This is a genomic window from Floridaenema aerugineum BLCC-F46 (genome assembly GCF_041929345.1).
GTDB classification, from domain to species: Bacteria; Cyanobacteriota; Cyanobacteriia; order Cyanobacteriales; family Aerosakkonemataceae; genus Floridanema; species Floridanema aerugineum.
Window position 1 is genome coordinate 74,021 of record NZ_JBHFNQ010000101.1, and the last position, 13,806, is coordinate 87,826.

Annotated in this window: 9 protein-coding genes; 2 read left to right on the plus strand and 7 right to left on the minus strand. The window is 40.7% G+C overall.

Features of this window, described 5'->3' with window-relative positions:
* The 7 genes from ACE1CC_RS13150 to ACE1CC_RS13180 form a co-directional block, all read right to left on the minus strand.
* Positions 1 to 432: a hypothetical protein gene (locus ACE1CC_RS13150; protein ID WP_413270888.1), complete on the minus strand. Its 432-nt coding sequence runs from the start codon at positions 430 to 432 to the stop codon at positions 1 to 3.
* A 3-nt stretch (positions 433 to 435) separates the two neighbouring features.
* Positions 436 to 801, minus strand: coding sequence for a hypothetical protein (locus ACE1CC_RS13155; protein ID WP_413270889.1), 366 nt, complete (start codon positions 799 to 801; stop codon positions 436 to 438).
* Between the two features lie 27 nt (positions 802 to 828).
* Positions 829 to 1,215, minus strand: a complete 387-nt coding sequence (locus ACE1CC_RS13160; protein ID WP_413270890.1) for a hypothetical protein — start codon at positions 1,213 to 1,215, stop codon at positions 829 to 831.
* 4 nt (positions 1,216 to 1,219) lie between these two features.
* Positions 1,220 to 1,837 carry a GIY-YIG nuclease family protein gene (locus ACE1CC_RS13165; protein ID WP_413270891.1) on the minus strand — a complete coding sequence of 206 codons (618 nt, stop codon included), beginning with the start codon at positions 1,835 to 1,837 and terminating at the stop codon, positions 1,220 to 1,222.
* A gap of 10 nt (positions 1,838 to 1,847) precedes the next feature.
* Entirely contained in the window at positions 1,848 to 3,182 is a 1,335-nt protein-coding gene (locus ACE1CC_RS13170) for a hypothetical protein (RefSeq protein WP_413270892.1), read from the minus strand.
* Between the two features lie 84 nt (positions 3,183 to 3,266).
* Complete coding sequence (locus ACE1CC_RS13175) at positions 3,267 to 3,722, minus strand: hypothetical protein (RefSeq protein ID WP_413270893.1); 456 nt, start codon at positions 3,720 to 3,722, stop codon at positions 3,267 to 3,269.
* Positions 3,723 to 3,725: 3 nt separating this feature from the next.
* Positions 3,726 to 4,658 carry a bifunctional DNA primase/polymerase gene (locus tag ACE1CC_RS13180; protein WP_413270894.1) on the minus strand — a complete coding sequence of 311 codons (933 nt, stop codon included), beginning with the start codon at positions 4,656 to 4,658 and terminating at the stop codon, positions 3,726 to 3,728.
* 994 nt (positions 4,659 to 5,652) lie between these two features.
* Here ACE1CC_RS13180 and ACE1CC_RS13185 point away from each other — a divergent pair.
* Together ACE1CC_RS13185 and ACE1CC_RS13190 are read left to right on the plus strand one after the other, a co-directional pair.
* Positions 5,653 to 9,246 carry a caspase family protein gene (locus ACE1CC_RS13185; protein WP_413270895.1) on the plus strand — a complete coding sequence of 1,198 codons (3,594 nt, stop codon included), beginning with the start codon at positions 5,653 to 5,655 and terminating at the stop codon, positions 9,244 to 9,246.
* A gap of 75 nt (positions 9,247 to 9,321) precedes the next feature.
* Entirely contained in the window at positions 9,322 to 13,542 is a 4,221-nt protein-coding gene (locus ACE1CC_RS13190; RefSeq protein WP_413270896.1) for an nSTAND1 domain-containing NTPase, read from the plus strand.
* Positions 13,543 to 13,806: the final 264 nt, after the last annotated feature.

The following is a 13,806-nucleotide window of genomic DNA, read 5'->3' on the forward strand; positions in this document are numbered from 1 at the left end:
TTAGAAGTTAGGGATTGGATGTTTAGAAGGGATGGGAGGAGAGGCTATTAAATTTGCTAGAGCACTGTTGGTAGCTTTGGTTGCTTGTTCTCCTTGTGCTATTGCTAACTCAATTTCTTCCGAAATATTCAAGAGAGTTTCTAAAGTTAATTTACCTTGAATTTCCAGTTGCTTTAGTTTCCAACTAAGGGAAAGTGCTCCATTAATTGACTCTGGTGCAGTTTGCAGGGATTTGATAAGCTCGAAGTTCCCTTTAGTTCCCACCTTTTTGACGATTTCGATATGTTCTTCACCGTCTACAACTTTTCTAGAAATAGTTGCATTGGCAACATCTGGATAGAAAGGTAATAAGGTATTGACGATGCTTTCATCTGTGGCACATTGTTCGGGAATCAGGGAAATTCTTTGACCTTCAAGGATGATGATTGGCATAGTTTAAAACAAAGTTAGTTGGTGTTTTTGATTAGTATTAGTTTGAGTGGATGAAGTCGTTGGGGGTGATGCTACTTTTCGCTGTTGATAATTCTGTTGTAATTCCTCAGTTTGTTGTTTCTCTATTAACTCTAATGCAGCCGCTTTTCTTTGCGGAAGTTCTGCTGCTAACTGAGACAGCATTGAATTAATTTGAGCAGGTAATTCTAACTGTTCTACATTAGTGTTAGTAATGATAGGTGGGGAATTTTGGATACCTACACCTACTACCGCAGTTCGAGGTTGATTGGCATCAGTTTTGGGTAACAACTGAATGTGGATAACGATGGTATTTTGGTCAAAATTGTACTGTGTTTCCAGGTCTGACATTTTTGTAAATTCTTTTCTTATTGGTGTTCAATCTGCTATTAAGCTTTCTACCTCACTAGCCAGAATTTTGATGCTGTTTTTCAGTGGGTTAGTTGGGTCAACCCACTTAGGGATTATGCCGTTCCAGTAATGATTTTTGAGCAGCTTTAACACTGCTTGATTTTGCGGAAATAAGAGAGCATAACTGTCCAAAATAAAGAACGGAGGGTCAGCATTTGGATTAAGCCAAATCCATTTTTTATGACGAATAAAGTTAATTAAAGTAAACTTAAATTTCCCCAATAAACTAGTTTTCCAGTACCAGTCCATTTCCCGTTCAGGAGTAGCTGCTGTAACAGGAAAACCATCAGGAAATAAATGTTCGCATTGCTTAAGAAAGCTTTTGCTTTCGGCTTTGAGGAAAACTTTTGGCATAGTTTTAATGGCAACGTTCCAGCCAGGATAATAGTTGAGTTAATTGTGAGGAATTCAATTCAAACCATTCCCCTTTCTGTCGGAAATGTGCAAATTTGTCATGTGCTGTTTTCTCTAAAGACACTGCATCAAGGGAGAAGAAAATTTTCACAACAGTCAGTTGAACAGCACAGGATGTCTGTAAGGTTTTTAGGCGTTTCTGGAAGTTATTAGTGCGACCAATTTTGTATTGATTGCTCAATCCTGAACGCACTATATATAAATATCCACTACGCTCATTTTTTGTTGTTGTTTCAGATAGTTGAGAAATTTTGTGTCGATTCAATGTGATGTAAATTAAACCAGCTAGTAACAGTTCTGGTTCATGGGGATAGTTAATCTGGATGAAATTTAATTCCTGCAAAAGTTCTAGGGACTGTTTTACCTCAGTATTTGGCGCTTTGACTACCGTAGCTAAGGCGTTTATACTGGTAAGTATTGGAGTAATAAACCTTTGTTCTTGAGTCAAATTTCCGATTAATTCTAGCAATAGACATACAGCTAGATGGTCGCAGTGTATTTCAGATGAATTGCTAATAACAATACTAGCGTACCACGAATGTAGAGGAGGATTTACATTCATTTTTGCTCTATCAATGCGAATGTTTAGTTAAGTCCCAGTTGGCTACAATTTGCAGATGTCGTAATCGCGCATTCAAGGTTTTTTGATGGGGGAATTGAGCTAAATAAAAGTACTTGGCTTTCATCTGATTCTTTAAGTGTTGAACAGAGGGATGATAGTGGGGTTTTAGGTCGCTTAAATGTCCCAGTTCTTTTTTGATTTTTCGCCACCAAGAATGTGCTACAGATTTTGATGCAAAGCCTACGATAGCCTGGTAAAATTTGCGATCGATACTAATTTCATAGCCAACTTGGTTAGATATTTTTACCAGGACGATCTGGCTGATAAAACTTGCTCTAATTTCTGGTAGAGTGTAGTTATCTGTGCTTTCATTATGTTCCCACTGGATTGATACTGGTTTGTCCGATCGAGGCTCTAGGTCTATTACAGCGCCAAATTGATAATCGTAGGTACAATGAGGGTTATTGTGCGAGTGGCTAACAGTTTTGGGAGTACATTGAACTATGCGCGAGTCTACTTTAAAACCAAACATTCCAATTGAGCTTTTTCTTTCCTTCAAATGTAACGAAAAGCCTGTTTTCCAGGCAGCATCTAAATCTGTTTGCAGATAGTCTTCCCCTACTAAATATTCACTACGAACAAATTGATATTTCAAATCAATTTCTGTTTCCCCATTGTGATAAATTAGTTCCAGAATATCTACAGGAGAGTTGAGAGATAGCCATAGAGAAATAAAGATTTTGAGTTGAGGGAAATTGAGGCGCTTAGTTGCTGACAGAACTGCTTTTGAAGGTAGTTCATTCACACAAGCAAAGGGTATACCTGGGAAATTTTCCAGGGGGAAAAGCCACTCTTGGGATTGATTGAGTAGGTAATAGCCATCATTGTTGATTTGTTTTAGCCAGAAGAGAGTTTCTGTCCATTGGAGTAGTTCCCCATTTTCTGTAAGTACTAAAGTACCTGCCGGGATAGTCAAAAAGGTTTTTTGAGGAATAAACAAAGGTAATGGCTCAATTTTTAGCACCCTTAAATCATCTAAGGTATACCAAAATTTTAGCTCGATTTCCTCACTTGGGGTTAACCACCAATAGATTTGGATAGGAGTAGGTGAATGAGGTATAATTTTGTTAACTATGCCAAAGTTATTACCATTAGTTACTAAAGTTCCATTATCGAAAGGTGTTGTGGAAGATGTGGGCTTTATAGGAGCTAGAACTTTAATTACCTTCTTTGTAATTACGTTTGAACTGTCTTGAAAGTAACTGGTTCCAATGGATGGAGAAAGGTTTGATAAATTGGGGGGAATATAAATCGGCTGATTCCCGTTTTGATTGATAACAGACATAATGAGAAACTGGCATCAATGGCAGAATGAAAGAAGTTAGGAAACACCATTGATGCCAAGCGCGTCAGCGCTATGTTATCTCGCTTATACTGGAGAAACGATAAATTCTTTTAGACGTGGAAGTAGTCTTTGGTAACAAAGCGGTGGAGGTAGTTGGGGAATTGAAATGCCTTGGATTAAGAAGTCTCCGTTGTTTCCTCCAAACCAAACTAAGGCCAATACTTTCCAATTAGGATCGTACTGGGCTACGCGGAGTTTTGTTTCTCTGTCAGGCCATTTTCCTCCTAATAAATTTTGGAAGTTACTCCCGTTTTCCCCGATGTAAAAGCCAAGCAAAGTATCTAAGTTCCATTGGGGTTGTTTGTCAGGATTTTTGGATGATAGTTGGTTGTGGGAACTATTATCAATTGCCACGCATCCTCGACCTTCTTCTAGATAGCCTTGCCAGCTAACGGCGGCAAGTAATTCATAGTTCAGAGTGAGAAAATGCAGGCGATTTTGGTCGTTATTTAAGTAGTATGGTTGGTAATTTTGGGTCATGGATTATGAGTGGAGAGCGTAGTAATGTAGGGTGCGATCGGTGATTCCAAAGCCTCTAAAACTTTCCCACTTGTATTGGCATTCACCTGGATGGTATTTGCTACTTAGTTGACTCCAGGTATCCCACTCGGATAGGAGAGAATGGCTGATGTATTTGAGTGCCATGCCAATAAAAATCCAAGATTGATAGTTGTCTGCATAGTGGGGATGGATTACTTCTAGCAGTAGTCGAGCGAGTGTAATGCTGGTTGCACAGGTATTTCTTGATGGGGCAACTATGATGGATTTGCGATCGCAAACTGGGACAATCGTTTTGAATCCTTGTGATGGGTGGGGTTCTACTTGAGGTCTACTCAGTAGTTCTACAACCCAATCGGGTGCTGGTGCTACTGGAGTAGTATCGGGTCCATTAATCCACAGGTAGTGACCAGTCAGGGGATGGGGTGATGGAGGGAGAACTGATTGATGTCCCTCGCCACGAAGTTCCAGGGCTTCACCTGGGGCTGTAATAATGCGGCGCGATTTGAACATCTTTGAAAAAGAAGGAAGTGTAAATAGATATTGTGCTCTGGCCTCTCTTCCAGAAGTGAAGGCGACAGTAGAAGGTAAACCCTGACCGCGAGATAATTGGTCAACCAAAGCCATTGCACTGTTACCATCAATATCAAGTGCTAGTAAGAATTCTGTTTCTGTCTGACCGCACAGCAGTCCTATACCAGGAGGAATTACGTAGTAAGGTTGGCGAGCTTTTCCTAGCACTGCAACAGAGCCTCTGTGAGTCAGAGAGCTAATCATTTGAAGCGGTGAAAAAGGGTGTTGTTGCCATGAGTATCCCAGAGGTTGTTTGCTGTGATTGACAGGAACTATGCGCCAGTGAGGTGGGAGAATTTTTAAAGTATGGAGTAGTTTCTGAAGTATTAGTGAGCTAGCATTCATTTGAAGAATCAAAGTTTTGTTGATAGTTATTTTATAAAGAAAGGAAAAAGCGAATTCTATATTTTCGTTAGCTGCCCATGTACATATTGTCAAGTAAATTTATTTATGGGATACTTTCTTTGCGGCATAATGATAAATTCTTTAGCCTAAATTCTCCCGCGCGTCAGCGCATCGTTTACATAGAGATATCCAAAACAGCTAAAACCTATTCATTATTAGTTTTTGACTATTTGCGCTTGAGGAGGCAGGTAGTCAAATAAGATAAATTTTCTAGATAATCTTTAATGTATAATCGTCGTGGTGCATGGCTGCTGCAAGAAGAAATGTATCACATTGTCTGATGCCAGCCTCTGTGTTGATGCCATTTGATGTTGAACACTAACACCAACTAAATAGAACCTACCCCAAGTTAGATAGTTGTTAGGGGTAACTCTCTTATACAGCATATTTCAGGTTTATGACGTACAGTAGGGTGGTCATTGCCTAAAACTATCTTTTCCAAATAGTTCCAAAATTTTGTAGGCAATGACCACCCTATTTCTTTTGATGTACCTCACTTACCTGCAATGTGCTGTAATTCTGCGTTTTTATAAAAAGAAAGAATATACAAGGAATATTGCAAGATATAACAGTGCGTTTAGCTTCTATTGAGCGTTTGGATGCAGAAGCTACGGAATCTTTGCAAGTCTTCTAACTTTTCATTTCCATCTGCATATTTGGCTGAACTGACACCCATAGATAAGTAACGGGAATATTTCAAGGAGACAACCATGACCGGGATATTCAATGTCGCTCGTAACATCTATGCGCTACTGGTTGGAATCGATAAGTATCCGGGCTCAGTTTCTTCGTTGCGAAGCTGTGTTAACAACACTAAAGCGAGCGAACAATATCTAAAAAATCTAAAAAATCGACAGAAACGAAACTAGGATTACTGTGAATTCATCTCCATCACATATTCAAAATACAAACCCCCCAATAAAGAAAGGAAATTATGGCTAAAAACATCTACGCACTATTGGTTGGCATTGACGACTATAATCCCCATTCCACTCCACCTATCTTTTCATTAAAAGGTTGCGTTAATGACATTAAAGCAGTAGAAACATATCTGCGCGAACGAATTGCCAAACATAGCGGTTGGAAACTAATAGAACCCATAGACCAACCCTGGATACTCCTCAATCAGGATGCCACTCGTCAAGCAATTATTAACAGCTTTCAGCAACATCTATGTAAGGCAGACAGCGATGATATTGTGCTGTTCTATTATTCAGGTCACGGTGCTCAAGAGAAAGCACCAGAAGAATTGTGGGAATTAGAACCAGATCACTTAGACGAAACATTAGTTTGCTATGACAGCCGTACAGAGGGCTGTCGCGATTTAGCTGATAAAGAATTAGCTTACCTGATCTCCAAAGTTGCACAAAAAAATCCTCAAGTTTTGGTGATTCTAGACTGCTGTCACTCCGGCTCAGGAACTAGAGATTTGTCAGCAGAAATAGGAGTGCGGCGATCGCCTGTAGACGATCGCGATCGCCCCTTAAGCAGTTTTATTTTTGCTGATGACCAAATCGCATTAAACCAACTATTAAATCTTCCTAACAATCTGGAAAAGAAAACGACGGGTGTAGTACTGCCTCAAGGCAGACACATCATGTTTTCTGCCTGTAGAGACTACGAACTGGCTAAAGAATATAAAGTGGAAGACGGCCAACATAGAGGAGCATTTTCTTACTTTTTAATGCAAACTTTGCAGCGGACGAACGGCAATATAACCTATCGAGATTTGGCGAGAAATATTAACGCTCTCGTGTGCGGCAAAGTCAAAGAACAGTCACCGCAAGTTGAAGCAACTAGCCTAGAAGAGTTAAACAAACCTTTTTTGGGCGGTGCTATTGAAGAACGTCCTATTTACTTCACTTTAACTCACAGCAAAAGCCAAAATAGTTGGGTAATTGACGGAGGCGCTATCCACGCTATTCCTAAACCATCTCATGACGAAGATACATTATTAGCCTTCTTCCCCGCAGGCAGCACTTCCAAACAACTGCGCCAACTTTCAGCCGCATTAGGTACAGCGAAAGTGACTCAAGTACAGCAGCAACGCAGTAAGGTAGAAATTATTGATGGCGGCGATAAGCTATCAGAAACTCAAAGCTATTGGGCAGTAGTGATAAGTTGGCCTCTACCTCCTTTAAAAATTTATATTAAAGGCGAAGAAAGTGAAGTTCAAGGTGTAGAATTAGCACAGCAAGCACTGCTAACAGCGGCAGTGAGCGAACAGCCTTCACTGTACTTGCGTCAAGTAGAGGAAGCCAAAGAAGCAGATTATCATCTATTAGCTAAAAACGGTCAATATTGGATTCTCCAGCCTGAAGATGACCGTCCTTTAGTAGATCCAATTCCGGGACAGATTGAAGAAGTAGGTTACACAGATCGAAATGCTTCTCAGGTCATTGTTTGTTTAGAACAGATTGCTCGCTGGCATAACCTTCTGAATCTTTCCAGTCCCGCTACCAGTAGCATTAAAAGCGATGACGTGGAAATGGAAATTACTCTACTCTCTGGGCAACAAGAGTCTTCGCCGGGGGAAAGAGATGGAAATATATCATCATCGGAGATGCGGGTCGAGTACACTTATGAAAATGGTCAATGGCAACCGCCAACTCTGCGAATTAAACTGAAAAATCGCAGCAATAAAAAGCTTTACTGTAATGTCCTCGACTTTTCAGAAAGTTTTGCGATATCAGCACAATTTTTTGATTTGACAAGCAGTATTCTGCTTGTGCCGAAAGGAACAGAAGGCTGCACAGAAATTGAAAGTTATGCAATGGAGTTTATAGTACCAGACGAATTTTTTGAGCGAGGTACTACTGAGTACAAAGATATCTTAAAGCTAATTGTCAGTACCGCCGAATTTGATGCAAGTTCGGTAGAACAAGATGGATTCAATCCTCCTCCCGCTAATCGTTTCATCGGCGGATATAAAGGAACTCTTAATTCTTTAATGGAAAGAGTGAATACTCGCGAATCAAGGAGAGCTACAAGCACTTATGATGATTGGATGACAAAGGAAGTCACAATTACAATTGTGCGACCGCAGGATGCTAAACTGATTGCACCTAATCGCAGCACTTTTTTGCAAAATGGTGCTGTTGAAGTGCAACCTCATCCGACTTTGAAAGCAAAAGTAAATCTTACTACTGTACCGCAAGCTAGTAGAGATTTAGGCAATTTGGTTTTACCTTCGATTTTACGACAACAGCCCCGAATCACTGAATCTTTCTATTTTATAACTAGCAGAGGTACAGATCCAGGTTTAAGCGCTTTGGAGTTAAGTGATGTAGAAGATTACACGGTTATCACGCCAGAATCACCTCTCAAGTTGTTAGTTAATACAGAATTAGCTGATAATGAACATCTCTTGCCTTTTGCTTATGACGGTGAGTTTTTCTTGCCATTAGGATGGGGTAAAAAAATCGGTAACGGCAAGACAGAAATTACACTAAAACGTTTGGCAAAACCAACACCAACTGTTAGCAGTCGCAGCTTGAAAGGTTCAATTCGGATTTTTATGGAAAAAGTAGCCCATCAAAAACTGGGTAGACCTTTTGAATATCCAATTTTAGCGGTAGCTGATGTTGGCGAAAACGGTAAGGTAACTTACGAAAAAAATCTGGAGATAGTTAAATCGAAAGTAGAAGCATCCCAACGAATAATTCTCTACATTCACGGCATTATTGGCGATACTGAAACTATGGTTACTAGCGTCAGTAAAACTTTAGTAAATGTGGATGGTCAACAGTATCCTGTTAAAGAACTCTACGACCTAGTTTTGACCTTTGACTACGAGAATATCCAAACTACAATTAAAGAGAATGGAGAACTTTTAGGAAAGGAACTTCAAAAAGTAGGCTTGGGAAAAAATCACGGCAAACAATTGCATATTGTAGCCCATTCTATGGGGGGGTTGGTATCGCGATGGTTTATCGAACGAGAAGGCGGCAATCAAATTGTGCAACACTTAATTATGTTAGGTACACCTAATGCTGGTTCTCCTTGGCCTGCCTTACAAGACTTGGTTTTCACGTTGCTAGGAATTGGCTTAAATCAACTTTCCGAAATTGGTTTTCCTACAAAAATAGTAGCTCAATTGCTGGAATACCTCGAAGAAAACGACTACGCCCTCGACCAAATGCAGCCAGATTCTCTGTTTCTCCAAGAACTTGCCAATAATGCCGATCCAGGAGTTCCTTATACAATTATTGCAGGCGATCGCTCGCTAGCTTCCAAAGCAATAGAAGTCGATCCAAACAAGAAATCCAGTGCGGTACAGCGACTGGTACAAAACCTGTTTGGCAAAACTGTAGATCGAGTTATAGATTGGACGTTTTTCAGTCAACCTAACGATATTGCGGTTAGTATCGCCAGTATCAAAAGTGTTAGTTGCGATCGCACTCCTCAACCCAGAATATTGCTGCCAGATGCCGCTTGCAATCACCTGAGCTATTTTACCGATAAAGCTGGGTTAGATGCAATAGGAATGGCACTTTTCCCAAGCTCAAATAGTAACTCAAGCCACTAAAAGAACCTACTCTTTCCCAAATAGCTGAATAGTAAATACCTTAGTTCTAAATCTGCAAGTAGTTAGGGTAAATTTATGCCTGAATTAAAACGTTCTCTAGCAGTAGTTATCGGGATTGACAAATACATTAACGGCATCCCGCCCCTGCAAAATGCGGCTAATGATGCTAGACAACTCGCTAATTTGTTGACAGAAAAATATCAATACGAAGTTCTGCTTCTGTTGGATTCAGATGCGACTCGCTCTCGTCTCAATGATTTGTTGACGGCTTTTAAACAGAATATACTACTATTTCCTGATGGAAAAAAAGTAAAAGTTGAATCGGACGATCGCCTGTTATTCTATTTTGCAGGACACGGCGAGGCTCCCGATCCGCTGGATACCTCAGAGGGGCTAGCAGGTTACTTAATACCCCAAGACGGAGAACACAGCGATCACAATACTTGGCTATCAATGTTGCGACTCCACAATGATCTGATTGAATTGCCTTGCCGCCATCTGTTGATCGTCCTTGACTGCTGCAATGCAGGGACTTTTCGCTGGGCGACACGGAAACGAGAGGCAAGGCGATCGCAAAAACTCTACCAAGAACGTTACGATCGCTACACCTCTGGTTATGCTATGCAAGTCATTACCTCTGCTGCCCACGATGAAAAAGCAGCTGATTCCTCGGCTCGTTTTGGACAGTTTGATCGTGAAATTTCAGGTCATTCTCCCTTTGCAGAACTGTTATTTCAGGGGCTAAATGGAGACGCTGATATTACTAAAGATGGTGTAATTACTGCCACAGAACTATATGTTTATTTAGACGGCGAATTACCCAAAAGAAATTCCAAACAAACTCCTGGGATCTGTGACTTTGGTCGTCACGACAAAGGACAATATATTTTTCCCCTTCCCAATTTTGATCGCGATCGATTGCCAACAGCCCCGATTCTCACTGAAAAAACAAATCCTTACAAAGGCTTAGAGTCATTTGAAGAAAAAGACAGTAACAAATTTTTTGGCAGAAAAGCTTTGACTGAAAACCTAGTTAAGTTTGTAGAAGAACACACATTAACTATTGTTTTGGGTGCTTCTGGTTTGGGTAAATCTAGTTTAGTAAAAGCTGGATTAATTCCCAAGTTAAAAAATCAAAGTACTTGGCGTATACTGCCTCTCATCCGTCTAGAAAAATCTCCATTTTATGCTTTAAATGATGCGCTAGAAAGCGAAAACCATCCTGACTGCAAATTGCTACTGGTAATTGACCAGTTTGAAGAGTTATTTACTGGCAACTCCGATGAGCAAGAGCAAGAAATGTTTCTTGAGGCATTCGCCAAGGCACTTAAAGACTTTCCAAATAGCTTGCGAGTTGTGGTGACGCTAAGAGACGATTTTGAATATCGGTTCAGTAATACGGCTTTAGCGCCATATTGGGAGGGTGCGAAATTCGATCTGCTGTCAAAAACGACGATGACGCGGGAGGAATTACGAGAAATTATTGTCGAACCTGCACTCGCTAAGGCAATGGATTTTGAACCGCCAAGTTTAGTAGATAAATTAATTGATGAAGTAATACAAATGCCGGGAGGACTACCTCTGCTTTCGTTTACCCTAAGCGAACTTTATTTGAAATATATCAAAGATGTGAGTGAAGGGAAAAGAAACGATCGAGTAATTACTGAAGATAATTATAAAGAATTGGGAGGAGTAACGAAAAGTCTTACTAATAGAGCTAATGAAGAATACAATAAATTAGCCCAAGGAGATAATGCCAATGCTTATGCTAAAACAATTCGTAATGTTATGCTGCGGATGGTGGCGATCGGTGGAAGTGAGTTGGCTCGCAGACAAGTGTTAGATAGCGAGTTAGTTTATCTAGAACCAGAAGAAAATACGCGAGTTAAAGAGGTAATCGATCGATTTTGTCAAGCACGGTTACTTGTGAGAGGAAAGGATATTAACGGCAATAGATATACTGAACCTGCTCACGATATTCTAGTGCGGCAGTGGCCAAAGCTTCAGGAGTGGAAACATGAAAATGAGGCAAAGTTAATCTTGCAGCGTCAACTGACAGAGGCTGCTGAGGAGTGGAAAAGCCAAGAAGAACCAGTACCTATCGGTTTTCGAGAAAAAGTTGAAGTTCTTGTTCATTGGTACGATCGCACTTTAGAGTTATCCGAAAATTTTGGTAACAAAGTCATTGGTAAATTGGTTAAACTCTGGTGGCAAAAACCGGACGAAAGAAAAAATTACCAAAAGAAACGACAAGAGTTTCTTTGGGATAGCAATCCTCGGCTCGACTTATTGGAAGAGCAACTCAATTCTCAGGACAAATGGTTTAACCAAGTAGAAGCGGAGTTTGTTCAGTACAGCGTTGAGCGAAAACACCGCTATCGCCGCAGGTTTCAGAATGGAGCGATCGCCCTAATATTAATATTCAGTGGCTTAACTATTTGGGCTATGTCAAATTCTCAAGAAGCAGAGATCGCTAAAATCAATGCTTATAGACAAGCCTCGGAAACCAACTTGACAGCCAACGAAAATCTAAATGCTTTAATCGATAGCTTGCGAGCAGCTAAGTCTTTACAAGATCTACGTTTTCAATTATTTAAATCAAACTCCGAACTCCAAAATCAAGTGAAATTAACCTTGCAAAAAGCAGTTTATACAGCTAAAGAAAAGCGCCTTAGAGGACATTCAAAAAATGTTACTAGCATAGTCGCAAGTTTTAGTCCAAGAGGCGACCTCTTAGTTTCTGCTGGAAATGACGGTACGATCTGCTTGTGGGATTTGCAGGGTAAATTGTTGAAAAGCTGGAAAGAAGAGCAAAGTCAAATTTTGAGCATCAGTTTTAGTTCCGACAGTCAGCAATTCGCTACCGCAGGAGAAGAAGGTATTGTTCGCGTTTGGGATGTGCAGGGTAATTTGTTAAAAGAATGGAATCCAGGTTTAGGTTGGATCAGGAGTATTAATTTTAGTCCTAAAAGTCAGATATTGGCGATCGGAGGAAAGAACGGCACACTCCTGTGGAACTGGCAGGATGGGCGATCGAGAAAATTGCCAGAACCAGAAAAAAATTGGATCTGGAGTGTCAGTTTTAGCCCAGATGGACAGCAATTGGCTACCGCTGGAGCCGATGGTATAGCCCGCTTGTGGGACTTGCAGGGTAAGTTGTTGAAAGAATTCCCCCACCAAGTATATAAGCTGAGGAGTGTCACTTTTAGCCCGAATGGAAAGCTACTGGCTACAGCTGGAGAGATGGCTACAGGTGAAGAGAGCGATCTTGTCAGCTTGTGGGACTTACAAGGCAACAACTTGACACAATGGCAACAATCCGCTTGGAACGTCAGTTTTAGCCCCAATGGTCAGCGACTGGCTACTGCCGGAAAAGACGGGAGTATCCAGTTGCGGAACTTGCAGGGCCGTTTATTGCTAGAGTTGACAAAAAAACGAGAACCGATGAGTACCGTCAGTTTTAATCCGAAAAACCAGCTATTAGCTACCGCAGGAGATAATGACACAGTAAACTTATGGGATTTACGAGGTAAGCAGTTAGCTGAATTGAAAGCTGAACAAGATACTGTGCAGAGTATCAGTTTTAGTTCAGATGGTCAGCTGTTAGCAACTACAACAGATGATGGTACTCTCCGTTGGTGGAACTTGCAGGGTGAAGCTATAAAAAATGCAAAAGAGGATGTACCTTTGAACGACACTTGCAATCTGAAGGACAAGGGTTTGCAAGTGATCAAAGGCAAGCTAGGGACTATGGAAGGTGACAATGCGTTTTTATTCGACTTGGGGGGCAATAAATTAGCAGAAACATCAAAAGGACATCCAAACGGACTCATGAGTATAAGTTGTACTGTGGATGGCAAGCTGCTGGCAACTGTCGGAGGTGATGGTAAAGTTCGACTCTGGGATTTGCAGAGTCAGCCAGTGAAAACAGAGGGTAAGCAATTCTTAAATCTGGTAAAAGAATGGTCAGGGGAGCAAGATGTTATCGAGTTCGTACAATTTAGTCGAGATGGGAACCAATTGGCTACTGGAGCAAAAGGTAGCATTTACTTGTGGAACTTGCAGGGTGAACTTTTAGCAACATGGAAAACGGATCACGATTGGATCAGAAGCATCAGTTTTAGCCCAGATGGAAAGCTGTTGGCTACGGTAGGATATCGCCAGGGAAATCCTAAATTGTGGCGAATTGAATCATTCGATGAGTTGATGGAACGAGGCTGTAATTGGGTACGTGATTATCTAGTTAGTCTTGATGAAAAAAATAGCGATCGCCATCTCTGCGACAAAGTACCTTAATCTGTTAATCAGGAAACAAGCAGTATTGACGAAAGTTGTAGACATAGCCTCAATCAGCAGTCAAGAACAGAAGCATTTGCAACTATTAGTAGAGGTGACACAATTTTTGAGAGTCAATCACAAGCTGACGGGGTGACAACAATCGGTAAACCCCTTACTGCGTGCGGGGTTTACCGATTGTTGTCAAAAAAAAAGAGGTCTGCTATTCTCAAGAAGACCTAATTAACGAAAATAATGAATTTATTACCATTATTTTACACCGAA

Excerpts from the sequence above, each read along its gene's own strand:
- ACE1CC_RS13175 (WP_413270893.1), bottom strand. The coding sequence starts at position 3,722 with ATGACCCAAAATTACCAACCATACTACTTAAATAACGACCAAAATCGC.
- ACE1CC_RS13150 (WP_413270888.1), bottom strand. The coding sequence starts at position 432 with ATGCCAATCATCATCCTTGAAGGTCAAAGAATTTCCCTGATTCCCGAA.
- ACE1CC_RS13155 (WP_413270889.1), bottom strand. The coding sequence starts at position 801 with ATGTCAGACCTGGAAACACAGTACAATTTTGACCAAAATACCATCGTT.
- ACE1CC_RS13170 (WP_413270892.1), bottom strand. The coding sequence starts at position 3,182 with ATGTCTGTTATCAATCAAAACGGGAATCAGCCGATTTATATTCCCCCC.
- ACE1CC_RS13165 (WP_413270891.1), bottom strand. The coding sequence starts at position 1,837 with ATGAATGTAAATCCTCCTCTACATTCGTGGTACGCTAGTATTGTTATT.
- ACE1CC_RS13160 (WP_413270890.1), bottom strand. The coding sequence starts at position 1,215 with ATGCCAAAAGTTTTCCTCAAAGCCGAAAGCAAAAGCTTTCTTAAGCAA.
- ACE1CC_RS13190 (WP_413270896.1), top strand. The coding sequence starts at position 9,322 with ATGCCTGAATTAAAACGTTCTCTAGCAGTAGTTATCGGGATTGACAAA.
- ACE1CC_RS13185 (WP_413270895.1), top strand. The coding sequence starts at position 5,653 with ATGGCTAAAAACATCTACGCACTATTGGTTGGCATTGACGACTATAAT.
- ACE1CC_RS13180 (WP_413270894.1), bottom strand. The coding sequence starts at position 4,658 with ATGAATGCTAGCTCACTAATACTTCAGAAACTACTCCATACTTTAAAA.